Source organism: Hymenobacter cellulosilyticus (genome assembly GCF_022919215.1).
In the GTDB taxonomy this organism is placed as follows: domain Bacteria; phylum Bacteroidota; class Bacteroidia; order Cytophagales; family Hymenobacteraceae; genus Hymenobacter; species Hymenobacter cellulosilyticus.
In genome coordinates this window covers 53,640-76,065 of record NZ_CP095046.1, presented here as the reverse complement: position 1 = coordinate 76,065, position 22,426 = coordinate 53,640, and the positions used below count along the sequence as shown (strand labels likewise).

Below are 22,426 nucleotides of genomic sequence, written 5' to 3'. Positions count from 1 at the left end.
TGGTACAATGGAGAGACATATGCTTATCAAGACCCTAGATCGAACGTATTCAATGCTAAAAAGCCTTATGGACTTATCCGTAAGGCTTTTTTCATGCAGGTATTTAACCGGAATAGACAGTTTGGGACACTTAGCAAGCTCTTCTATGTGTTCCTAAAACAAACTATTTCAACCTGTTTGCTATTTCGAAGCAACTTTTATACCTTTGCAAGCCTAATTTTTTGGGAGAGAACCCTCCTTGACAAACCATTCCGTAGATGCCTACCATTAACCAATTAGTACGAAAAGGCCGCGAGAAGCTGACGACGAAGTCAAAGTCGCCGGCTCTTGACTCGTGCCCGCAGCGCCGTGGCGTTTGCACCCGGGTGTACACCACCACGCCTAAGAAGCCGAACTCGGCTATGCGTAAAGTAGCCCGTGTGCGCCTCACCAACGGCAAAGAAGTTAACGCCTACATCCCTGGTGAAGGCCACAACCTGCAGGAGCACAGCATCGTGCTGATCCGTGGTGGCCGTGTGAAAGACCTTCCCGGTGTGCGTTACCACATCATCCGTGGCGCTCTGGACACCGCCGGTGTAAACGGCCGTACCCAGCGTCGCTCGAAGTATGGCGCCAAGCGTCCCAAGCCAGGTCAGCCTGCTGCTACGGGCAAAGGCGGCAAACCAGCACCCGGCAAGAAAAAGTAATTGATACGAGTGTGGTAGCGCGCAGTGCTGGATAGCACATGGTTCTTATCCCACTTCCCGCTACTCACCCTCATTTCTAAACTCATGAGAAAGTCAAAACCAAAGAAGCGCATCCTGCTTCCCGATCCTAAGTACAAGGAGACCTTGGTAACTCGTTTCGTCAACTACATGATGTATGACGGAAAGAAGAACCTGGCCTACACCATTTTCTACGATGCCTGCGAACTGGTTGAGCAGCGCACCAAGGAAAACGGCCTGGAAATGTGGCGTAAGGCCCTGAACAACGTGATGCCGACCGTAGAAGTGAAGAGCCGCCGCGTAGGTGGTGCTACCTTCCAGGTGCCGATCGAAGTTCGCCCCGACCGTCGTATCTCGGTAGGTGCTAAGTGGATGATTCAGTACGCTCGTCGTCGTGGTGAGAAAACCATGAAGGACAAGCTGGCTGGCGAAATCATTGCCGCTGCTAAAGGTGAAGGTGCTTCCGTTAAGAAGAAGGACGACACCCACCGCATGGCTGAAGCCAACAAGGCCTTCTCGCACTTCCGCTTCTAACAATCGTTATTAGGCACTCTAGGGTCTTAAGGACTTGGATTTTTTTGACGGATTTTTCTGTTGAGCAGCCCAAGACCTTAAGACCTTAAGTATCTAAGACCCCAATAAAAGCAATGGCTGTTAATAAAGACCTGCAATACCTCCGGAATATCGGGATTATGGCGCACATCGACGCCGGTAAGACCACGACTTCGGAGCGCATTCTCTACTACACCGGTAAGACCCACAAAATCGGGGAAGTGCACGAAGGTGCCGCCACGATGGACTGGATGGAGCAGGAGCAGGAGCGTGGTATCACCATCACTTCGGCTGCTACCACCACGTTCTGGAATTACCCCACCGACGCAAAAGGTGACCCAACCCCAGAGACCAAGCAGTACAAGATCAACCTCATCGATACCCCCGGCCACGTTGACTTCACGGTAGAAGTTGAACGCTCGCTGCGTGTACTCGACGGTGCTGTTGCTCTGTTCTGCGCCGTTTCGGGTGTTGAGCCCCAGTCGGAAACCGTATGGCGTCAGGCTGACAAGTACAAGGTGCCCCGCATCTGCTTCGTCAACAAGATGGACCGTGCCGGTGCTGACTTCTTCAAGGCTGTTAGCGAAATCAAAGACAAGCTCGGTGCTAACCCCGTGCCCCTGCAAATCCCAATCGGCGCCGAAGACACCTTCAAGGGTGTAGTCGACCTGCTGACGGGTAAGGCTATCGTATGGGATGATGCTACCCAAGGCAAGTCGTACTCCGAAATCCCGGTTCCCGAGGATCTGGTGGAGACGGTAGCCGAATGGCGTCAGAAGCTCGTTGAGAGCGTTGCCGAGTATGATGACCGTCTGTTGGAGAAATTCTTCGACGATCCAGACTCCATTACGCGCGAAGAAATGATGGTTGTTATCCGCCAGGCGGTTATCGACATGAAGTTCTCGCCCGTAATGTGCGGTTCGGCGTTCAAAAACAAAGGTGTTCAGTCGATGCTGGACGGCGTTATGGCTTACCTGCCTTCGCCGCTCGACATGCCGGCCATCGTTGGTACGGACCCTGAGACCGGTGAGTCCGTTGAGCGTCACCCCGACAACAGCGAGCCTTTCACGGCTCTGGCCTTCAAAATCGCAACTGACCCCTTCGTAGGTCGCTTGTGCTTCTTCCGCTGCTACAGCGGCGTGCTGGATGCTGGCTCGTACGTGCACAACAACCGCACGAACAAGAAAGAGCGTATTTCGCGTCTGATGCAGATGCACTCCAACAAGCAGAACCCAATCGATAAGATTCAAGCGGGTGACATTGCTGCTGGTGTTGGTTTCAAAGACATCAAAACCGGTGACACGCTGACCGATGAGAAGTCGCGCGTGGTACTGGAGTCGATGAGCTTCCCTGAGCCCGTAATCGGCTACGCCATTGAGCCTAAAACTCAGGCTGACGTTGATAAAATGGGTATGGCTATTGCCAAACTCGTGGAAGAAGACCCCACGCTGGTTGTTCAGACCGACCCCGAGACCGGCCAGACCGTGTTGAAAGGTATGGGTGAGCTTCACCTTGAAATCATCATCGACCGTATGCGTCGTGAGTTCAAGGTTGAAATCAACCAGGGTGCTCCTCAGGTTGCCTACAAAGAGATTCTGACCAAGTCCGTGGAACACCGCGAGACTTACAAGAAGCAGACGGGTGGTCGTGGTAAATTCGGTGATATCGTATTCGAACTCGGTCCGAAACTGACCGATCCGGAGAAACCCGGTTTGGAGTTCGTAAACGACATCACGGGTGGTGTTATCCCCGCGAATTCATTGCTCCGGTTCAGAAAGGTTTCGAAGAAGCCATGAAGAACGGTCCGTTGGCGGGCTTCCCCATCGAAGGCATGCGCGTGCGTCTGTTCTACGGTTCTTACCACGATGTTGACTCGGACGCTCTGTCGTTCGAACTCGCTGCCCGTGGTGGTTTCCGTGAAGCCGGCCGCTTGGCTGGTCCGAAACTGCTCGAGCCTATCATGGCTGTAGAAGTAGTTTCGCCCGACGAGTACACGGGTTCGGTAACCGGTGACTTGAACCGTCGCCGCGGCATCATGAAGGGCCTCGATACCAAAGGTGGTCTGAACGTAATCAAAGCTGACGTCCCGCTGTCGGAGCTGTTCGGCTACGTGACTACGCTGCGTACGATTTCGTCGGGTCGCGCTTCGGCGTCGCTCACGTTCTCGCACTACGACCAGGTTCCTCAGAACCTTGCCGACGGTATCATTGCCAAGCAAAAGGGTAACGCCATTCGCTAATCCGCTTCCACATTACAGACATGAACCAGAAAATTCGCATTAAACTTAAATCCTACGACCACAACTTGGTGGACAAATCGTCGGAGAAGATTGTGAAGGCGGTGAAGGCTACGGGCGCTATCGTAAGCGGTCCAATTCCATTGCCGACCGACAAGGAAAAATTCACCGTTCTTCGTTCGCCCCACGTGAACAAGAAGTCGCGTGAGCAGTTCCAGCTCTGCACCTACAAGCGCCTCGTGGACATCTACTCGACTTCGTCGAAGACCGTAGATGCTCTGATGAAGCTTGAGCTGCCCAGCGGCGTTGACGTTGAAATCAAAGTCTGAGGACTGGTTTCAGTAGCTGAATAAGATAAACACCCCATCAGTTTTCGGACTGGTGGGGTGTTTTCTTATATATACTAGCCAACTTGCGCCGTTGAGTTGGTCTCTATTTCGAAGTAAGTAGGAGGAAGGCTCCCAAAATCTCACCCCGCAAGATTCCTTATGCAGTTGATCCTGACAGTGCCACGCTTGACCTTAGCCGCAGCTGTGTTCTGCTCCTTCATTATCGTGGGGTTGTTTGTGGCTGACTTCTTCCGGATCCTGCCTAGCATCGGTATTGTAGGGGTTACACTCACCGCAATTTGCTACAGTGTGGTGCATCGGCAGCAGGAGGGAAGCAAACGCGACTGGCGCGTGTATGCTGCTTTGGCTTGCGTGTTCTTGCTCCATCTGGCGGCTGGGCTTACAACCGAGCCCCGAAATCTCGGAGAGTACACCCGGGATGTGGTTCTGCAGTCGCCATTTCTCTTGTTGCCCTTGTCGTTCTGGTTGCTGCCGGCATTGCCAAGCCATTATCTGACTCGTTTGTGGGAATTGTTTATTGGCTGCGTCGTAGTAGCTGCTTTATTAGCTACTGGCAATTATCTGTTGCACACGGCTGAAATCAATGAAATGTATCTGCATTCGAAGATAATGCCCACGGAGCCCGACCATATTCGCTTTAGCCTGATGGTGACGCTGGCGGTGGCTGTAGCCGTTGTGCACTTGACCTTCGATACTACTTTGCAGAGCACTCGGCGTCATCTGCTCGTTATAGCCGTTGTCGTGCTGGCTCTGTTCCAGCATCTTTTGGCAGTACGAAGTGGCCTGGTAACATTTTATGTAGTAGGAGCCCTAATGATAGGCTGGCTAATACTACAACGGCGTGCTTACCGTCGAGCAGCCGTTATAGCGGCAATACTGCTGCTATTACCAGTGCTGAGCTACGTGAGCTTCCCTACTTTTCGTAATAAGTTTACCAACACCCAAGAAGACCTCAGCAAAGTGGATAACACCGCTGCGGCTAATAACTATTCGCTTGTAGCTCGGGTGTATTCCTATAAGGTTGCCGGTAAGTTGGTACAAGACAATCCATGGTTTGGAGTGAGTAAGGCTGATATGCCCGAAGAAATGGCTATTCATTACCAGCGCGATTATCCCAGCATCCATCCCGAGTCCTACATCCAGCCCCACAATCAATTTATTTATTCTGCAGTGGCTTTTGGTTTGGTTGGCGTGCTCGTCTTTACGCTGTGCTTTTATTATCCCCTTCTCTGGACTTGGCCCCGCTTTGCGCCACTGGTCGTCATTCAGTACGCTATAGTCTCTCTTTCCTTTCTGGTGGAGTATACCCTGGAAACTCAGATTGGCCTGACTTATTCCCTGTTTTTCATCCTGCTTGGATTAAACGGGTTGCGCGTCACCGCTGCTGAAGAATCCCAGACCTGGAGACCAGCCTGATTAATCTTTCTGAACCTAGTTATTGTACTTTTTAAGAGCTCAACTTTGCCCCGCTGGAACTGGGAGGAAGTGGAGCTTCTTCATGCAGTGGCTGTACCCGACAGAAGTGGGGTAGGGAAGAAGCTGAAACTGAGTTAATAGCCTCCTCAACGAGCCAACTAAGTGATTCTGAAAATATTTCAGAGCGGGGTTGGATTATGCCCCAACAATTTGCTAGCTTTGCACTCCCATTCCGAAAACGCTATTTGGGCGTTTTCTTATTGCGTCTTTTCATAAAATCTAACAGAATGCCTGGCATCATCGGTAAAAAAATCGGTATGACAAGCCTCTTCACTCCGGACGGGAAAAACATTCCCTGCACGCTCATCGAGGCGGGTCCGTGCGTAGTGACGCAGGTTAAAACGCTGGCCAACGACGGTTACACCGCCGTTCAGATCGGCTACGGCGAGAAAAAAGCGAAGAACACGACCAAAGCTTTGGCTGGTCACTTCGCTAAAGCCGGTACCACCCCCAAGAAAAAGCTGGTTGAATTCCGTCTCGACGCGGAATCGACGTACGCTGCAGGTTCTACCATCGACGCTAGCCTCTTCGAAGAAGGCGAGTTTGTTGACGTAGTAGGCACCTCAAAAGGTAAAGGTTTCCAGGGCGTAGTTAAGCGCTACAACTTTGCCGGTGTAGGCGGGCAGACCCACGGTCAGCACAACCGTCTGCGTCACCCTGGTTCTATCGGTGCTTGCTCCTGGCCTTCGCGCGTATTCAAAGGAATGCGCATGGGTGGCCGTATGGGCAATGACCGGGTAAAAGTGCAGAACCTGAAAGTAATGCGCGTAGTAGCCGACAAGAACCTGATTCTGGTGAGCGGCTCTATTCCCGGCTCCAAGAACTCTTACGTGGTCCTGGAAAAATAACGCAAGATGGAACTGTCAGTATATAACATCAAAGGTGAGGACACCGGCCGCAAGGTAACCCTGTCCGACGCCATCTTCGGCCTCACGCCGAACGAGCACGTGATGTACCTCGACGTGAAGCAGTACTTGGCCAACCAGCGCCAGGGTACGCACAAGTCGAAGCAGCGCAACGAGGTGCACGGCACCACGAAGAAGCTCAAGAAGCAAAAAGGTACGGGCGGTGCCCGCGCCGGCAGCATGAAGTCGCCAGTATTTATCGGTGGTGGCCGGGTATTCGGTCCTGAGCCCCGTGACTACGGCTTCAAGCTGAACAAAAAGACCAAGCGCCTGGCCCGTCTGTCCGCTCTGTCGGTACTGGCCCAGGATGGCAAGGTTGCTCTGGTGGAGAATATCTCCCTGGACGCTCCCAAAACGAAAGATTTCCTCTCGATCTTGAACGGTCTTAAGCTCAACAACGGCAAGAAAACCTTGTTCGTTGCCGCTGAAGCCGACAAGAACGTGCTGCTCTCGGCCCGTAACATCCAGCGCGTGAAGATTGCTACTCCAGTAGCTCTGAACACTCACGACCTGCTGAACACGGACACCCTGCTGCTGTCGGAAGACGGGTTGAAATCCTTGGAACAACTCTATACTACCGCTGAGTAATGAGCACGCTGAAGAAACCTATCGTGACCGAGAAGGCCACGGCCCTGAACGAGAAAGGCCAGTACGCTTTCGAAGTAGAGCGCACTGCCAACAAGGTTCAGATCAAAAAGGAAATCGAGGCTCTGTATGGTGTAACGGTAACGGGCATTAGCACGATCCGCACCAACGGCAAGCTGAAGTCGAAATTCACCAAGGGTGGCTCCGTTTCGGGCCGTCGCCCCCACGGAAAGAAGGCTATTGTAACCGTGAAGGAAGGCGACGTAATCGACTTCTACAACGGTATCTAAGGTCGGGCAACCGACGAAACGCGCATTTTAAGATAAAATGGCACTCAAAAAACTAAGACCAACATCACCGGGTCAGCGCTTCCGCATCGCACCCGCGTTCGACGAGATTACGACGTCGACGCCGGAGAAGTCGCTGTTGGCACCCCTGAAAAAATCCGGTGGCCGGAATGAATCCGGAAAAATGACCAACCGCTACATCGGCGGTGGTCACAAGCAGAAGTATCGGGTTATCGACTTCAAGCGTGACAAGGCTGGTGTTCCAGCTACTGTTAAGACGATTGAATACGATCCGAACCGCACTGCTCGTATCGCTCTGCTGAGCTACGCCGACGGCGAAAAGCGCTATATCATTGCGCCCGCCGGTCTGGAAGTAGGCACCACGGTGGTATCGGGCCCAGGCGTAGCTCCTGAAGTTGGCAACGCTCTGTCCCTGCGCGAAATTCCGCTGGGTACGATCGTGCACAACATCGAGCTGATGCCCGGTGGCGGTGCTTCTATCGCTCGCTCGGCTGGCACGTATGCTCAGCTGGTAGCTCGCGAAGAGAAATACGCAACCCTGAAATTGCCTTCCGGTGAGATGCGCATGGTACTGGTTACCTGCATGGCTACGGTTGGTACGGTTTCTAACGGTGACCACATGAACGTACGTCTCGGCAAAGCCGGTCGTAACCGTTGGATGGGTCGTCGCCCACGTGTTCGTGGTGTTGCCATGAACCCAGTGGATCACCCAATGGGTGGTGGTGAAGGTAAGTCGTCGGGTGGTCACCCACGTAGCCGCAACGGTATCTTCGCTAAGGGTCAGAAGACCCGCAACAAGAACAAGTACTCCGAGCAGCTCATCGTTAACCGTAAAGGCAAGAAGTAACCAATGGCACGTTCGCTAAAAAAAGGGCCGTACATTGACTTCCGGCTCGAGAAGAAAGTCACGGCAATGGAAGATTCCGGCAAAAAGTCGGTGGTGAAGACCTGGTCTCGCCGCTCGATGATTTCGCCCGACTTCGTAGGCCACACCTTCGCCGTTCACAACGGCAATAAGTTCATCCCGGTGTATGTAACGGAGAACATGGTAGGTCACAAACTCGGTGAGTTTGCCCCCACCCGTAACTTCCGTGGCCACATCGCCAAGAAAGATAAAGGCAAGCGCTAATATGGAAGCTACCGCTAAACTCCGTAACGTGCCTACCTCGCCTCGCAAGATGCGCATGGTAGCCAACCTGGTACGTGGTCAGAAAGTGACCCGCGCTCTGGGCTTGCTGAAATTTGAAGCTAATTCGGGCGCTGAGAAAATCGAGAAACTGCTCCTGTCGGCTCTGGCCAACTGGCAGCAGAAGAACGAGGACGAGCGCATCGAGGATGCTAACCTCTACATCAAAGAGATTTTCGTTGATGAAGGTCGTCAGCTGAAGCGTCTGCGTCCCGCCCCTCAGGGTCGTGGTCACCGCATCCGCAAGCGTAGCAATCACGTGACGCTGACCATCGACACCAAAGTAGAAGCACTGGGAAGCAAGGCTGCTGTAAAGCAGGCTGCTGAAACCAAACCTGCTACTGACGCTGTTGCTGAGGCTCCGAAGAAAACTACTCGTCGTAGCTCGGCTAAGAAATCCAACGAAACCTCGGCTGAAGCCACCGCATAAGCACTATGGGACAGAAAGTAAATCCGGTTGGCTTCCGTTTGGGCGTCATCAAAGGGTGGGACTCGAACTGGTATGGCGGCAAGGACTTTGCCGATAAGCTGGTTGAGGACGAAAAAATCCGCAAATATGTACTCGCTCGTATCCCGAAAGGTGGCATTAGCCGCATCGTAATCGAGCGTACCCTGAAGCGCATCACCATTACCATCAACACGGCTCGTCCAGGTGTGGTAATCGGTAAGGGCGGTCAGGAAGTTGATAAGATCAAGGACGAGCTGAAGCAGATCACCAGCAAGGACGTTCAGATCAACATTTTCGAAATTAAGCGTCCGGAACTCGACGCCAAGCTCGTGGGCGAGAGCATCGCTCAGCAGCTGCAGGCTCGTATCTCGTTCCGTCGCGCTATGAAGATGTCTATCCAAGCTGCAATGCGTGTTGGTGCCGAAGGCATCAAGATTCAGTGCGGTGGCCGTTTGGGTGGTGCCGAAATTGCTCGTTCCGAGCAGTACAAAGAAGGCCGTACCCCGCTGCACACGCTGCGTGCCGACATCGACTACGCTCTGTCGGAAGCTCAGACTGTGTATGGCAAGATCGGCATCAAGGTGTGGATCATGCGTGGTGAGGTATTCGGCAAGCCCGACTTGTCGCCAAACCAGCAGCCTGCCAACCAGGGCAACGACACTCGTGGCGGCGGTAACGACCGTGGCCCACGTGGTGAGCGTGGCGACCGTGGTGGTGACCGTGGCCCACGTGGCCCTCGCAATGAGCGTGGCGGTGACAACCGCGGTGGTCAGGGTGGTGGCGACAACCGTGGCGGTCAAGCCGGCGGTGGTCAGCGTCGTGGCGGTGGAGCACCCGGTGGTGCCAACCGTGGCGGCGGTCAGGGCGGCCCACGTCGCTAGTCCTTTTCTCTTTTCAAGAATTTCAATTTTCGATAACTCATGTTACAACCGAAAAGGACCAAGTATCGCAAGATGCAAAAGGGTCGCGTAACAGGCCTAGCCTACCGCGGCAGCTCCATAGACTTCGGTTCCTTCGCTATCAAATCGTTGGAAGTGGCTTGGATCACGGCTCGTCAGATTGAGGCAGCTCGTATCGCCATGACCCGCGCAATGAAACGGGAAGGTCAAGTATGGATCCGTATTTTTCCAGATAAGCCAATTACCAAGAAGCCCGCTGAAGTTCGCATGGGTAAGGGTAAGGGTAGCCCAGAATATTGGGTAGCCTGCGTGAAGCCCGGCACTATCATGTTCGAATCGGACGGCGTGCCGCTGGAAGTGGCTCAGGAATCCCTGCGTTTAGCTGCGCAGAAGCTGCCAGTGAAAACTAAGTTTGTTGTTCGTCGCGACTACGAAGAGAACAAGTAAGATGAAGAACGCAGAAATCCAAGCCCTTTCGCTAGAAGCGCTGAAGGAGCAAATCAAGACTGAACAAACCAGCGGCCAGGCACTGCGTTTCGCGCACGCCATCTCGCCCTTGGAAAACCCAGTTCGCCTGAAGCACAGCCGCCGTACCGTAGCTCGTCTGAAGACTGAGTTGACCCGTCGCGAAAACGAGCAGGCAAACCAAACTGCTAAATAACGATGGCAACCAACGAAGAACAGCAGGTAACGACCGCCGAAGAGCGGAACCTGCGGAAAGAAATCATCGGGCGCGTAGCTTCTTCCAAGATGGATAAGTCCATCACGGTAGTAGTGGAAAGCAAAATGAAACACCCGATCTACGGCAAATTCGTTACCAAGTCGACCAAATTTATGGCTCACGACGAGAATAACGAGTGCGGTGAAGGCGATACGGTTCGCATCATGTCGACCCGCCCGCTGAGCAAGAACAAGCGCTGGAGATTGGTAGAAATTGTAGAACGCGCCAAGTAAGATGATACAGCAAGAATCCCGTCTGACCGTCGCTGATAACAGCGGCGCCAAAGAAGTTCTATGCATTCGTGTCCTCGGTGGCACGGGCAAGAAATACGCCAGCGTAGGCGACAAGATCGTTGTTTCGATCAAGTCGGCTCTGCCTTCCGGTAATGCCAAGAAGGGCACTGTATCGAAGGCTGTGGTAGTTCGCACGAAGAAGGAAGTACGCCGCAAAGACGGTTCGTACATCCGCTTCGACGACAATGCCGCTGTTCTGCTTAACAACAACGATGAGCCCCGTGGTACCCGTATTTTCGGCCCAGTAGCTCGTGAGTTGCGTGAGCGTCAGTTCATGAAAATTGTTTCACTAGCTCCTGAAGTTCTCTAAGCATATGGCAACGAAGACGAAAGCACAGCCCGTGAAACTGCACGTTAAAACCGGTGATACCGTTCTGGTAATTGCTGGTGATGAGCGTGGCAAGACCGGCGTTATCAAGTCGGTAAACCGTTCGACGCAGCGCGTTATCGTGGAAGGCCTGAACCTGGTGACCAAGCACAACAAACCCAGTGCTAAAAACCCGCAAGGGGTATCACCAAGATCGAAGCCCCAATCCACGTATCCAACGTGAAGGCAGTTGAATCGAAAAACGCCTAACCCGGTACGACGACAATGGCCCGACTGAAAGATATATATCAAAAAGAAGTAGTACCCGCGCTCCAGGAGAAATTCCAGTTCAAGAGCATCATGCAGGTACCACGCATCACCAAGATCTGCATCAACCGCGGTATTGGCTCGGCAGTAGCCGACAAAAAGCTGGTTGACAATGGTGTGGATGAGCTGACGACCATCACTGGTCAGAAAGCCGTTGCTACCATTGCCAAGCGTTCGGTGTCGAACTTCAAACTCCGTGAAGGCATGCCCATCGGCGCCCGCGTTACCTTGCGTGGCGAGCAGATGTACGAGTTCATGGACCGTTTGCTGACAGTTGCTCTCCCCCGGGTGCGTGACTTCAAAGGCATCAATGATAAAGGCTTTGACGGCCGGGGTAACTATACCCTCGGTATCAAGGAGCAGATCATTTTCCCCGAAATTTCGATCGACAAGATTAAGTCAATCTCGGGTATGGACATTACCTTCGTAACGACCGCCGAGAACGACGAGCAGAGCTACGAGCTCCTCAAAGCTTTCGGAATGCCGTTCGCTAACGCCAAGAAACAGAACAATGGCTAAGGAATCCGTCAAAGCAAGAGAAAGAAAGCGCATCGCTACGGTAGAGCGTTATGCTGAAAAGCGTAAGGCTCTGAAAGCCGCCGGCGACTACGAAGGTCTGGATAAGTTGCCCCGCAACGCCTCGCCCGTACGCGTACACAACCGGGATAAAATCAACGGTCGTCCTCGTGGCTACATGCGTAAGTTTGGCATCAGCCGGGTTACGTTCCGCGAAATGGCGCTGGCTGGTAAGATCCCCGGCGTAACGAAGTCGAGCTGGTAATACAGCTTTTGCCTTACTCACACTAAGGCAGTGATATTTGGCAGGTTGCCGAAAGAAACCATTGGCCGAGCCTCAATAAGTCGAGCCAAGTAGTCTTAACCGAAAATTTCGTCGCCACTTTCAAATGGCGGCGAAATTTTCATATCTTTGCGGCTCCCTAAAAAATGGGCTGCTCTCATCTACACAATGAATACAGATCCAATTGCCGACTTCCTGACCCGGGTGCGCAATGCCATCAAGGCAAACCACCGGGTAGTCGAAATTCCGGCCAGCAACATCAAAAAGGAAATCACGAAAGTGCTTTACCACAAGGGTTACATCCAGAGCTACCGCTTTGATGACTCTTCGGTACAGGGCACTATCAAGATTGCCCTGAAGTACAACCCTACTACGAAGCAGCCTGCTATCACCAAACTGGAGCGCATCAGCACCCCCGGTCTGCGTCAGTACGCTCACGTGGAGAACATGCCGCGTGTACTCAGCGGTTTGGGTATTGCCATCCTGTCGACCTCGAAAGGGTAATGACGGAGAAAGAGGCAAAAGCTCAGAACGTGGGTGGTGAAGTATTGTGCCACGTTTACTAATCGAGGAGAAACGAGACTATGTCACGCATTGGTAAACTGCCGATCAGCCTGCCTTCGGGCGTTCAGGTTGAAGTAAGCAACGAAAACACCGTCACGGTGAAGGGCCCGAAAGGTACCCTGACTACCCCAGTTGACCGCGACATTACCCTTACCCAAGCCGATGGCCAGTTGGTTGTTGAGCGTCCTACTGAGCAGAAGCGCCACAAAGCTATGCACGGTTTGTACCGCTCTTTGATCAACAATATGGTCAATGGTGTAAGCAACGGCTTTGAACTGAAGCTGGAGCTGGTAGGTGTAGGTTACAAAGCCGCAATGGCCGGTACTACGCTGGAATTGTCGCTGGGTTACTCGCACAATATCTTCTTGGCCTTGCCAAAGGAAGTTACTGCTACGGCCGTAACCGAAAAAGGTAAGAACCCAATCGTTACGTTGAACAGCATTGACAATCAATTGCTGGGTCAGGTAGCTGCTAAGATTCGCTCGCTGCGCAAAGTTGAGCCTTACAAAGGCAAAGGCGTGCGTTTCGTGGGTGAGCAAATTCGTCGTAAGGCTGGTAAAACGGCTTCGAAATAATTTCGCATCATGGCTTTCGATAAAGCAACTAGAAGAAAACGGATCCAGCGCATCATCCGCACTAAGGTGGCTGGCACGTCCGAGCGTCCACGTTTGTCAGTGTTCCGCAGCAATACGGGCATCTATGCTCAGATTATTGACGACACCACTGGCCGTACGTTGGCGGCTGCTTCCTCGAAGCACGTTTCGGTGGAAGAGGGCAACGGAGTCGCCCTGGCTGCCGCAGTAGGCAAAGAACTTGCCTCCCGTGCTCAGGAGAAAGGAATTTCGAAAGTGGTATTTGACCGTTCGGGTTACCTCTACCACGGCCGCGTAAAATCATTGGCAGAAGGAGCCCGCGAAGGCGGCCTCAATTTCTAAATCATCATGGCAGAATTCAATAACAACCCCGTGGTGGTGGCAATGACCGTGGCGGCAACGACCGTCGTGGTGGTGGCAATGACCGTGGTGGCAACCGCGACCAGGCACCCCGCGCTGGCGAATCCGATCTGAAAGAGAAGGTAGTCGCTATCAACCGTGTTGCTAAAGTAGTTAAAGGTGGTCGTCGCTTCAGCTTCTCGGCCATCGTAGTAGTAGGTGACGGTAACGGCACCGTAGGTTACGGTCTTGGCAAAGCCAACGAAGTTACCGACGCTATTGCCAAAGGTATCGACGACGCTAAAAAGAACTTGGTGAAGGTGCCGCTTTACAAGCACACCGTTCCTCACGTGATGGAAGGCAAATATTCTGGCGGCTTCGTGCTGGTGCAGCCTGCTGCTGCCGGTACCGGTGTAATTGCTGGTGGTGCTATGCGTGCCGTGTTTGAAAGCGCTGGTATCAAGGATGTACTTGCTAAGTCGAAAGGTTCTTCGAACCCCCACAACGTGGTAAAGGCAACCTTTGATGCTCTGCTGAAGATGCGTGACCCGATGCAGATTGCCCAGCAGCGTGGTATCACTCTTTCCCAAGTTTTTAACGGTTAAGCAGAGATGGCGCAGATCCAAATCAAACTCGTGAAAAGCGTTATTGACCGCCCGAGCGTCAAAAGCGTACCGTTAAGGCTCTAGGCCTCGGTAAAATTGGCAGCACGAAGGCCGTGGAAAACACGCCTCAGGTTGCCGGTATGGTGGCCGCTGTGCAGCACCTCTTGGAAGTAACTGAACTCTAGGATTCCCCTCGATATGAATCTCAGCAATCTCTCACCCGCCGTAGGCTCAACGCGCAACAACAAGCGCCTTGGCCGTGGTACGGGTTCCGGCCGCGGCGGCACGTCGACGCGTGGTCACAAAGGTCAAAAGTCTCGTTCGGGTTACTCCAAGAAGTCTGGCTTCGAAGGTGGCCAGATGCCGCTGCAGCGTCGTGTTCCGAAGTTCGGCTTCAAGAACATCAACCGTGTGGAGTACAAAGGCATCAACCTTGATGCTCTAACCAGCCTCAACGAAAAGAACAGCACTTCCACGATGGACGTTGCTTACTTCGTGTCGGCTGGCTTGGTGTCTAAGAACGCCAAAATCAAAATCCTGGGTCGTGGTGAAGTTACCACCGCTCTGGAAGTACATGCCCACGCCTTCTCGAAATCGGCTGTTGAAGCCATCGAGAAAGCCGGTGGTAAAGCTGTGACGCTGTAAAGTCTTATCGGCGATGAAAAAGTTTATCGAAACGATAAAGAACATTTTTGCGATTGAAGATCTGCGTACGCGGATCTTCAATACGCTTTTTTTCATTGCCATCTATCGGCTGGGTTCCTACGTGGTACTCCCCGGCGTCGACGCGTCGCGTTTGAAGCAGGGTGGCGCTGAAGGTCTGTTTGGTATTCTGGATACACTGCTTGGCGGTGCCTTCAGCCATGCCTCTATCTTCGCCCTGGGTATCATGCCCTACATCTCAGCCTCGATTGTATTGCAGCTGCTAACCATTGCAGTGCCTTACTTCCAGAAGCTACAGAAAGAAGGCGAATCAGGTCGGAAGAAGATTAACCAGTACACCCGGATTCTCACGATTCCGATTGTAATGGCACAGTCTATCGGCTTCATTGCCACTATTAATGCGGAAGCTATTATCGCTCCTGGCCCTTTCTTTACTTTCTCCACAATGCTCATCATTACGGCTGGAACGCTGTTTTGTATGTGGCTAGGTGAGAAGATTACGGATAAGGGTATTGGTAACGGTATTTCCATGATCATCATGATCGGGATTGTATCGCGCTTTCCAGGAGCTATTATCGGTGAGGCAGCAGCTAAAGGCATGCGCGGCTCGCTGATCTTCCTCATTGAATTGGTAGTGTTGTTCTTGGTCGTAATGGCCGTAATCGTATTGACGCAGGCTGTTCGCCGGATTCCAGTACAGTATGCCAAGCAAGTAGGCGGTACTACACAACTGAACGCTCAGCGCCAGTTTATTCCGCTGAAAGTAAACGCCGCTGGAGTAATGCCTATCATCTTCGCGCAGTCGTTGATGTTTGTGCCCGCTATTGTTGCCTCCGTTTGGCAAGCCGATAGCGACTTTGCAGCCGCTGTTGGTCAGAAGTTCTCGGACTATACTTCTTGGCAGTACAACGTAGTTTTTGCTACACTCATCATCGTCTTCACTTACTTCTACACGGCTATCAGCGTTAACCCCAATCAAATTGCGGACGACCTGAAGCGTAGTGGTGGTTTCGTTCCGGGGGTTAAGCCTGGCCGCGATACCTCGGAGCACATTGACGAGATTTTGACGCACATCACCCTGCCTGGTGCCATTGTCTTGGCTCTTATAGCCATCTTCCCAGCTTTGGCTCTTCTTGCTGGTGTGACGCGTCCCTTTTCTGCTTTCTACGGTGGTACTTCATTGATCATCATGGTAGGCGTTGTTCTGGATACCTTGAACCAGGTAGAAAGCTACTTGCTCATGCGTCATTACGATGGTATGATGAAGACGGGCAAGCTGCGTGGTCGTTCTACTCAGAACGTAGCCTTGGCATCCTAATTCGGTTATGATCATCTACAAGACCGAAGAAGAAATAGAACTCATCCGAGCCAGCGCGAAAGTGCTGGCTCAAGCCCACGGAGAGGTTGCGGGCATGATCAAGGAGGGCATCACGACGCGCGCGCTAGATCAGCGGGCGGAAGAGTTCATCCGGGACCATGGCGGGCAACCTTCCTTCAAAGGGTATAATGGTTTTGAATACAGTCTCTGCATCTCGCCTAACTCAGTCGTGGTGCATGGTTTCCCGAGCGACTATCAGCTTAAGAGCGGAGATATTGTTTCGGTAGACTGCGGAGTCTTGTTGAACGGCTACCATGCCGATAGTGCTTACACCTACCCAGTAGGGGAGGTGGTACCAGAAGTGCTCAAGCTGCTGGAAGAAACCAAAAAGTCGCTTTACCTGGGCATTGAACAGGCAGTAGCCGGCAACCGAATGGGTGACTTAGGTTACGCCATCCAAAACCACGTTGAAAAACAAGGATATGGAGTTGTGCGGGAACTTGTCGGCCACGGAATTGGTCAAAAGCTTCACGAGCGGCCAGAAGTACCTAACTACGGTAAGCGTGGTGCAGGTTTGAAGCTGCAGGCTGGCTTGGTACTGGCCATTGAGCCGATGGTGAATCTGGGCACGAAGAGTGTAATCCAGGAAAAGGATGGCTGGACTATCCGGACTAAGGATTTCAAACCTTCTGCTCACTTTGAGCACACGGTAGTAGTACGTAAAGACAAAGCGGAGATTCTCACTTCCTTTGAATACATAGAAAAAGCCTTACAGTAGCCTTATGGCCAAACAATCCTCCATTGAACAGGACGGAGTCATTCTGGAAGCCCTTTCAAACGCCATGTTCCGCGTGGAATTAGAAAACGGTCACCAGCTCGTTGCTCACATTTCGGGCAAAATGCGAATGCACTACATCAAAATCCTGCCGGGCGATAAGGTGAAGCTGGAAATGTCCCCTTACGACTTATCGAAGGGCCGAATTGTTTACCGTTACAAATAACCCGACGACATGAAAGTCAAAACCTCGGTCAAGAAACGCAGTGTTGACTGTAAGCTTGTTCGCCGCAACGGCAAGCTGTACGTCATCAACAAAAAGAACCCACGCTTCAAGCAGCGTCAGGGTTAGTAGCACCAGACTTTTTAAGAAAGCAAATGGCTCGTATTGCAGGGGTAGATATCCCGGACAACAAGCGCGGTGAAATCGCGCTGACCTACATTTTCGGCATCGGCCGTCCATCCGCACAGAAAATCTTGACCAAGGCCGGCATCGACCTGAACAAGAAAGTAAAGGACTGGACGGAAGCAGAAGCTGGCGAAATCCGCAGCATCATTGCTGCCGAAATTAAGACCGAAGGTGTTCTGCGCTCGGAAGTGCAGCTGAACATTAAGCGTTTGATGGACATCGGTTGCTACCGTGGTCTGCGTCACCGCAAAGGTCTGCCAGTTCGTGGTCAGCGTACCAAGAACAACTCGCGCACGCGCAAAGGCAAGCGGAAAACCGTTGCCAACAAGAAAAAAGCTACTAAATAAATTGTAGCGGGAATCGAAGCCGGTTCGGGACACTGAACCGGCTTCAACACCTTCCGCAGTTTTTTGCGATAACCAAATGGCACAAAAGAGAAAAGACAAAGCCAAAAAGCGCGTTGTCGTTGTTGAGCAGGTAGGCCAGATTCACATCAAGGCTTCCTTCAACAACATCATCATCTCCATCACCAACAACAATGGTCAGGTTATTTCCTGGGCATCGGCTGGTAAGATGGGTTTCAAAGGTTCTAAGAAGAACACGCCCTACGCTGCTCAGATGGCAGCTACGGACTGCGCCAAAGTTGCCCACGACCTGGGCATGCGCAAGGCCGAAGTATTCGTGAAAGGTCCGGGCGCTGGCCGTGAGTCGGCTATTCGTACCCTCCAGAACGTGGGCATTGAGGTAACCACCATCCGCGACGTGACCCCGCTGCCCCACAACGGCTGCCGTCCTCCTAAGCGTCGTCGCGTCTGATATACTGAACTCGCGAACCATCTGGTTCGCCCCTGTGTCGGGTTTCCGATCCGGCTTGCCCTGCGGGTGAGCCGCATCCGAGAGGCCCGACACGCGTGGTTCAACCCCTGCAAAACTCAAATACCCCGAAATGGCACGTTATACTGGTCCTAAAACCAAGATTGCCCGTCGCTTCGCAGAGCCAATCTTCGGCCCAAGCAAGGCACTCAACAAAAAGAACTATCCTCCAGGCCAGCACGGCCGTGGCCGCCGCAAGAAGCAGTCGGAATACGCAGTGCAGCTGATGGAGAAGCAGAAAGTAAAGTACATGTACGGTGTACTGGAGAAGCAATTCGAAAACCTGTTCCATAAAGCAGCTACTCTGCCCGGCATCACCGGCGACAACCTGCTGGCTCTGCTCGAGTCACGTCTGGACAACACAGTATATCGTTTTGGCATTGCTCCAACCCGTCGCGCTGCTCGCCAGCTGGTGTTGCACAAGCACATCACGGTGAACGGTGAAGTAGTAAACATTGCTTCGTACAAGCTCCGCGCTGGTGACGTAGTAGGTGTTCGCGAAAAGTCGAAGTCTCTGGAGGCCATCACTACCAGCCTGAGCGCCCGCAACTCGCGTGCTTTCTCGTGGCTGGAGTGGGACGGCAAGGAATTGGTGGGCAAGTTCCTGAACGCCCCCTCACGTGACCTGATTCCGGAGAAAATCACGGAGCAGCTCATCGTCGAGCTTTACTCGAAGTAATTATTGGAACCCGGCTTATGGTCGGGTTCTTACTTCGTTTTTTCCTTGTTGTATTTTTAAAGCCCCACTTATGTCAATCTTAGCTTTTCAAATGCCGGAGAAAGTAGTGATGGAGAAATCCGACGACTTCTACGGTACATTTGAATTTAAACCGCTGGAGAAAGGCTACGGCGTCACGATCGGCAACGCATTGCGCCGTATCCTGCTGTCGTCGCTGGAGGGCTATGCCATCACGTCGGTCCGCACTTCCAGTGTGCTGCACGAGTTCATGACGATTGAAGGCGTGATTGAGGACATGTCCGAAATCATCCTGAACCTAAAGCAGGTTCGCTTCAAGAAAGTGAGCGACGCCATCGAGGACAAAATCACGGTCCGCATCAAGGGCCAAGAGACGTTCACGGCTGGTGACATCAATAAATTCTCGACTGGCTTCGAAGTTCTCAACACAGATATGGTTATCTGCAACGTTGATCCTTCGGTAGAGTTGGAGTTTGAATTCACGATTCAGAAAGGCCGCGGCTACGTACCTGCCGAGGAAAATCGTCCGGCCGACCAGGTGTTCGGGCAAATTGCCATCGATGCCATCTTCACGCCTATCAAGAACGTGAAGTACAGCATCGAGAACACCCGTGTAGAGCAGAAGACCGACTACGAGAAACTCCTCATCGAGATTCAGACGGACGGTTCGATTCATCCGGAGGATGCACTGAAAGGTGCCGCCAACATTCTAATTCAACACTTCATGCTGTTCTCGGACAACACCATGACCTTCGAAACGGCCAAAGCCGAGGAAGAAGAGACGGTAGACGAAGAGACGCTGCACATGCGCAAGGTTCTGAAGACGCCGCTGGCGGATATGGACCTGAGCGTACGCGCTTACAACTGCCTCAAGGCCGCGGATATCAAGACGCTGGGCGAATTGGTGCAGCTGGACATGAGCGACATGATGAAGTTCCGCAACTTCGGTAAGAAGTCGCTGACCGAACTCGAAAACCTCGTGGAGGAAAAAGGTCTGACCTTCGGGATGGACCTGGGCAAGTATCGCCTCGACGAAGACTAGCATACCCAATAGGCTGATTGCCGCTACGCTGACCTACAAGTTGGCCTGCAGCAATCAGCCTATTTCTTTGCATACTTCATTTACACTTTTTCACTAGTGTGCCCGAGGTATGACGGTTCTAATGAGGTAGCCTCAAAACACTGGCTGCCCGCCGTGGTCGTCATACGCAAGCACACACATTCCTGCTGAGAAGCACAACCCAATGAGACACGGTAAGAAAATCAACCACCTCGGTCGTACCACCTCCCACCGCAACGCGATGCTGTCGAACATGGCTTCGTCGCTGATCATGCACAAGCGCCTGACCACTACGGTGGCCAAAGCCAAAGCTCTGCGCAAATTTGTTGAGCCCCTGCTGACCAAGTCGAAGAGCGACACCACGCACTCGCGTCGTACCGTATTCGCTACGCTGCAGAACAAGGAGTCGATCAAAGAGCTGTATGACTCGGTAGCGGGTAAAATTGCTACCCGTCCCGGTGGTTACACCCGTATCATCAAGCTGAGTGACAACCGTCTGGGCGACAACGCCGAGGTGTGCATCATTGAGCTGGTGGATTACAACGAAACTCTGCTGGAAGCTAAGACGGCTGGTGAAGCCAAGGCTACGACTCGTCGCTCGCGCGGCAAGAAGAAGTCGGGCGGCGACGCTACGGCTCCTGTAGCTGCTGCTGAGGCTCCTGCTACCGAAGCTACGGCTGCTGTAGTAAGCGAAGAGGCTGCTGCCGCAACCGATTCTTCGACCGAGACGCTGAAAGAAGGCGAAACTCGCGACGAGAAGAGCGAAGAAGCTGCTTCGTAGTCTTCGAGCAATTCAATATAGAAAAGGGACGTGCCGGCTGGTACGTCCCTTTTTGCTTTTTACGGCCGGGCTAATCCCAGTTGTTTGAAACCTTAGGACCGGTAATAGGGACAACATGGAGGCTTAGAGCTTTATAAAGCTAGATACTACGGGCAGTATGCCTATTACTGGCCCGGAGAAGTCAGTTTCAGAAGTGGCTGCAAGGATAGGAGGGTACACAGTGAATTCCTTACCTTTCGGCCCCGCAGCCGGATGTGGGGCCTAGAGTTAGGTTCGGCGGCTGCGGTAACGAATTCCTCACCACAATTCTTTTCAACATGAGCATTATCTCAGCCATCCATGCCCGGCAGATTTTTGATTCGCGCGGTAACCCAACCGTCGAAGTAGATGTAACCACGGAATCCGGCGTTGTAGGTCGGGCAGCGGTGCCGTCGGGGCCAGCACCGGTAAGCACGAAGCCGTGGAGCTGCGCGACGATGACAAGTCGAAGTTCATGGGCAAGGGCGTGCTGAAAGCCGTAGAAAACGTGAACAGCAAGATTGCCGAAGAGCTGCTGGGCTTCTCGGTATTTGAGCAGGGCCTGCTCGACAAGATCATGCTCGAAATTGACGGCACGCCGAACAAGGCTAATCTGGGCGCCAACGCTATTCTGGGTGCTTCGCTGGCTATTGCCCGTGCTGCTGCTCAGGAAGCCGGTATGCCGCTCTACCGCTACGTAGGTGGGGTAGGTGCAACTACGCTGCCCGTACCGATGATGAACATCCTGAACGGCGGTTCGCACGCCGACAACAGCATCGACTTCCAGGAGTTCATGATTATGCCCGTAGGCGCGCCTTCCTTCTCGGAGGCTCTTCGCTGGGGTACCGAGATTTTCCACCACCTCAAGAACGTGTTGAAAAAGCAGGGCCTGAGCACCAACGTAGGCGACGAAGGCGGCTTTGCTCCCAACATCAAGTCGAACGAAGAGGCTATCCAGGTAGTACTGCAGGCTATTGAGGCGGCTGGCTACAAGCCCGGCGACGACGTGATGATTGCCATGGACGCGGCAGCTTCCGAGTTCTATGACGGCACGCACTACCACTTCAAGAAGAGCACCGGCGACAAGCTGACTTCCGATGAAATGGTGGCGTATTGGACCGACTGGACCAAGAAGTACCCCATCATCAGCATCGAGGATGGTATGGACGAAGATGACTGGACCGGCTGGAAAAATCTCACCAACAGCATCGGTAGCACCACTCAGCTGGTGGGCGACGACCTGTTTGTAACCAACGTAACCCGCCTGCAGCGCGGCATTGATGAGCAGATTGCCAACGCCATCCTCATCAAGGTAAACCAGATTGGTACGCTCACCGAAACCATCGATGCCATCAACCTGGGCCGCCGCAACGGCTACAAGAGCATCATGAGCCACCGTTCGGGCGAAACCGAGGACAACACCATTGCCGACCTGGCCGTGGCCCTGAACACCGGTCAGATTAAAACTGGCTCGGCTTCGCGCTCCGACCGGATGGCGAAGTACAACCAACTGCTGCGCATCGAGGAAGAGCTGGGCGAAATTGCCTACTTCCCCGGCCGTAAGATGTAAGCTCAGCTACTGCTGAGGCTACCGATAAGCCCGCCTGATGTATTTCAGGCGGGCTTTTTTGGCGC

The 22,426-nt window shown here is 52.9% G+C and carries 33 protein-coding genes and 3 pseudogenes; all 36 read left to right on the top strand.

Features of this window, described 5'->3' with window-relative positions:
* The first annotated feature begins 257 nt into the window (after positions 1-257).
* The 36 genes and pseudogenes from rpsL (at position 258) to eno (ending at position 22,361) form a co-directional block, all read left to right on the top strand.
* Positions 258-686, top strand: coding sequence for a 30S ribosomal protein S12 (gene rpsL, locus MUN79_RS00420; protein WP_100337276.1), 429 nt, complete (start codon positions 258-260; stop codon positions 684-686).
* Between the two features lie 84 nt (positions 687-770).
* Complete coding sequence (rpsG, locus tag MUN79_RS00415; RefSeq protein WP_100337277.1) at positions 771-1,238, top strand: 30S ribosomal protein S7; 468 nt, start codon at positions 771-773, stop codon at positions 1,236-1,238.
* Positions 1,239-1,351: 113 nt separating this feature from the next.
* Positions 1,352-3,495 (top strand): annotated as a pseudogene (gene fusA, locus MUN79_RS00410) (elongation factor G).
* A gap of 20 nt (positions 3,496-3,515) precedes the next feature.
* Complete coding sequence (gene rpsJ / locus MUN79_RS00405; protein ID WP_022822123.1) at positions 3,516-3,821, top strand: 30S ribosomal protein S10; 306 nt, start codon at positions 3,516-3,518, stop codon at positions 3,819-3,821.
* 159 nt (positions 3,822-3,980) lie between these two features.
* Complete coding sequence (locus MUN79_RS00400) at positions 3,981-5,258, top strand: O-antigen ligase family protein (RefSeq protein ID WP_244675877.1); 1,278 nt, start codon at positions 3,981-3,983, stop codon at positions 5,256-5,258.
* A gap of 287 nt (positions 5,259-5,545) precedes the next feature.
* Positions 5,546-6,166 (top strand): 50S ribosomal protein L3, encoded by a 621-nt coding sequence (gene rplC, locus MUN79_RS00395; protein ID WP_244675876.1) that lies wholly within the window; start codon positions 5,546-5,548, stop codon positions 6,164-6,166.
* A gap of 6 nt (positions 6,167-6,172) precedes the next feature.
* On the top strand, positions 6,173-6,811 hold the full coding sequence (gene rplD / locus MUN79_RS00390) for a 50S ribosomal protein L4 (protein WP_244675875.1): 639 nt from the start codon (positions 6,173-6,175) through the stop codon (positions 6,809-6,811).
* The gene (gene rplW / locus MUN79_RS00385) at positions 6,811-7,098 is read left to right on the top strand and encodes a 50S ribosomal protein L23 (RefSeq protein ID WP_100337282.1); all 288 of its coding nucleotides are present in this window, start codon (positions 6,811-6,813) and stop codon (positions 7,096-7,098) included. Before rplD ends, rplW begins: the two co-directional genes overlap by 1 nt.
* Positions 7,099-7,135: 37 nt before the next feature.
* Positions 7,136-7,963, top strand: coding sequence for a 50S ribosomal protein L2 (gene rplB, locus MUN79_RS00380; protein ID WP_244675874.1), 828 nt, complete (start codon positions 7,136-7,138; stop codon positions 7,961-7,963).
* A gap of 3 nt (positions 7,964-7,966) precedes the next feature.
* On the top strand, positions 7,967-8,245 hold the full coding sequence (rpsS, locus tag MUN79_RS00375) for a 30S ribosomal protein S19 (protein WP_044515463.1): 279 nt from the start codon (positions 7,967-7,969) through the stop codon (positions 8,243-8,245).
* Position 8,246: 1 nt separating this feature from the next.
* Positions 8,247-8,732, top strand: a complete 486-nt coding sequence (gene rplV, locus MUN79_RS00370; protein WP_100337284.1) for a 50S ribosomal protein L22 — start codon at positions 8,247-8,249, stop codon at positions 8,730-8,732.
* Positions 8,733-8,737: 5 nt separating this feature from the next.
* Positions 8,738-9,631 carry a 30S ribosomal protein S3 gene (gene rpsC, locus MUN79_RS00365; RefSeq protein WP_244675873.1) on the top strand — a complete coding sequence of 298 codons (894 nt, stop codon included), beginning with the start codon at positions 8,738-8,740 and terminating at the stop codon, positions 9,629-9,631.
* A gap of 39 nt (positions 9,632-9,670) precedes the next feature.
* The gene (gene rplP / locus MUN79_RS00360; RefSeq protein ID WP_100337286.1) at positions 9,671-10,096 is read left to right on the top strand and encodes a 50S ribosomal protein L16; all 426 of its coding nucleotides are present in this window, start codon (positions 9,671-9,673) and stop codon (positions 10,094-10,096) included.
* A 1-nt stretch (position 10,097) separates the two neighbouring features.
* Positions 10,098-10,310 (top strand): 50S ribosomal protein L29, encoded by a 213-nt coding sequence (gene rpmC / locus MUN79_RS00355; RefSeq protein ID WP_100337287.1) that lies wholly within the window; start codon positions 10,098-10,100, stop codon positions 10,308-10,310.
* Positions 10,311-10,312: 2 nt separating this feature from the next.
* On the top strand, positions 10,313-10,603 hold the full coding sequence (rpsQ, locus tag MUN79_RS00350) for a 30S ribosomal protein S17 (RefSeq protein ID WP_244675872.1): 291 nt from the start codon (positions 10,313-10,315) through the stop codon (positions 10,601-10,603).
* Between the two features lies 1 nt (position 10,604).
* Positions 10,605-10,973 carry a 50S ribosomal protein L14 gene (rplN, locus tag MUN79_RS00345; RefSeq protein WP_100337289.1) on the top strand — a complete coding sequence of 123 codons (369 nt, stop codon included), beginning with the start codon at positions 10,605-10,607 and terminating at the stop codon, positions 10,971-10,973.
* Positions 10,974-10,977: 4 nt separating this feature from the next.
* Entirely contained in the window at positions 10,978-11,214 is a 237-nt protein-coding gene (gene rplX, locus MUN79_RS00340; protein ID WP_511177093.1) for a 50S ribosomal protein L24, read from the top strand.
* Positions 11,196-11,240 carry a hypothetical protein gene (locus MUN79_RS32330; RefSeq protein WP_511177092.1) on the top strand — a complete coding sequence of 15 codons (45 nt, stop codon included), beginning with the start codon at positions 11,196-11,198 and terminating at the stop codon, positions 11,238-11,240. The genes rplX and MUN79_RS32330 overlap by 19 nt, the downstream gene beginning before the upstream one ends.
* 15 nt (positions 11,241-11,255) lie before the next feature.
* Complete coding sequence (rplE, locus tag MUN79_RS00335; protein WP_100337291.1) at positions 11,256-11,816, top strand: 50S ribosomal protein L5; 561 nt, start codon at positions 11,256-11,258, stop codon at positions 11,814-11,816.
* Positions 11,809-12,078, top strand: a complete 270-nt coding sequence (gene rpsN / locus MUN79_RS00330; RefSeq protein WP_135464447.1) for a 30S ribosomal protein S14 — start codon at positions 11,809-11,811, stop codon at positions 12,076-12,078. The genes rplE and rpsN overlap by 8 nt, the downstream gene beginning before the upstream one ends.
* 186 nt (positions 12,079-12,264) lie before the next feature.
* A pseudogene (rpsH, locus tag MUN79_RS00325) lies at positions 12,265-12,662 on the top strand (30S ribosomal protein S8).
* 18 nt (positions 12,663-12,680) lie between these two features.
* Complete coding sequence (gene rplF, locus MUN79_RS00320) at positions 12,681-13,235, top strand: 50S ribosomal protein L6 (protein ID WP_100337294.1); 555 nt, start codon at positions 12,681-12,683, stop codon at positions 13,233-13,235.
* Positions 13,236-13,244: 9 nt separating this feature from the next.
* The gene (rplR, locus tag MUN79_RS00315) at positions 13,245-13,595 is read left to right on the top strand and encodes a 50S ribosomal protein L18 (RefSeq protein ID WP_100337295.1); all 351 of its coding nucleotides are present in this window, start codon (positions 13,245-13,247) and stop codon (positions 13,593-13,595) included.
* A 128-nt stretch (positions 13,596-13,723) separates the two neighbouring features.
* The gene (rpsE, locus tag MUN79_RS00310) at positions 13,724-14,197 is read left to right on the top strand and encodes a 30S ribosomal protein S5 (RefSeq protein WP_188556339.1); all 474 of its coding nucleotides are present in this window, start codon (positions 13,724-13,726) and stop codon (positions 14,195-14,197) included.
* A 95-nt stretch (positions 14,198-14,292) separates the two neighbouring features.
* Positions 14,293-14,382: an uL30 family ribosomal protein gene (locus MUN79_RS31610; RefSeq protein ID WP_375378277.1), complete on the top strand. Its 90-nt coding sequence runs from the start codon at positions 14,293-14,295 to the stop codon at positions 14,380-14,382.
* A 13-nt stretch (positions 14,383-14,395) separates the two neighbouring features.
* Positions 14,396-14,842 carry a 50S ribosomal protein L15 gene (gene rplO / locus MUN79_RS00300; RefSeq protein ID WP_135464449.1) on the top strand — a complete coding sequence of 149 codons (447 nt, stop codon included), beginning with the start codon at positions 14,396-14,398 and terminating at the stop codon, positions 14,840-14,842.
* A 13-nt stretch (positions 14,843-14,855) separates the two neighbouring features.
* Entirely contained in the window at positions 14,856-16,178 is a 1,323-nt protein-coding gene (gene secY, locus MUN79_RS00295; RefSeq protein ID WP_244675870.1) for a preprotein translocase subunit SecY, read from the top strand.
* A 7-nt stretch (positions 16,179-16,185) separates the two neighbouring features.
* Positions 16,186-16,956 (top strand): type I methionyl aminopeptidase, encoded by a 771-nt coding sequence (map, locus tag MUN79_RS00290; protein WP_244675869.1) that lies wholly within the window; start codon positions 16,186-16,188, stop codon positions 16,954-16,956.
* Between the two features lie 4 nt (positions 16,957-16,960).
* Positions 16,961-17,179, top strand: coding sequence for a translation initiation factor IF-1 (gene infA, locus MUN79_RS00285; RefSeq protein ID WP_086592757.1), 219 nt, complete (start codon positions 16,961-16,963; stop codon positions 17,177-17,179).
* A gap of 9 nt (positions 17,180-17,188) precedes the next feature.
* Positions 17,189-17,305: a 50S ribosomal protein L36 gene (rpmJ, locus tag MUN79_RS00280; RefSeq protein WP_046246595.1), complete on the top strand. Its 117-nt coding sequence runs from the start codon at positions 17,189-17,191 to the stop codon at positions 17,303-17,305.
* 26 nt (positions 17,306-17,331) lie between these two features.
* Positions 17,332-17,709: a 30S ribosomal protein S13 gene (gene rpsM / locus MUN79_RS00275; RefSeq protein ID WP_244675868.1), complete on the top strand. Its 378-nt coding sequence runs from the start codon at positions 17,332-17,334 to the stop codon at positions 17,707-17,709.
* A 76-nt stretch (positions 17,710-17,785) separates the two neighbouring features.
* Positions 17,786-18,178, top strand: coding sequence for a 30S ribosomal protein S11 (rpsK, locus tag MUN79_RS00270; protein ID WP_100337301.1), 393 nt, complete (start codon positions 17,786-17,788; stop codon positions 18,176-18,178).
* Positions 18,179-18,308: 130 nt separating this feature from the next.
* Positions 18,309-18,914, top strand: coding sequence for a 30S ribosomal protein S4 (gene rpsD / locus MUN79_RS00265; RefSeq protein WP_100337302.1), 606 nt, complete (start codon positions 18,309-18,311; stop codon positions 18,912-18,914).
* Positions 18,915-18,984: 70 nt separating this feature from the next.
* Positions 18,985-19,974, top strand: coding sequence for a DNA-directed RNA polymerase subunit alpha (locus tag MUN79_RS00260; RefSeq protein WP_135464454.1), 990 nt, complete (start codon positions 18,985-18,987; stop codon positions 19,972-19,974).
* A gap of 202 nt (positions 19,975-20,176) precedes the next feature.
* Complete coding sequence (gene rplQ, locus MUN79_RS00255) at positions 20,177-20,773, top strand: 50S ribosomal protein L17 (protein WP_244675867.1); 597 nt, start codon at positions 20,177-20,179, stop codon at positions 20,771-20,773.
* A 317-nt stretch (positions 20,774-21,090) separates the two neighbouring features.
* A pseudogene (gene eno / locus MUN79_RS00250) lies at positions 21,091-22,361 on the top strand (phosphopyruvate hydratase).
* Positions 22,362-22,426 lie beyond the last annotated feature (65 nt).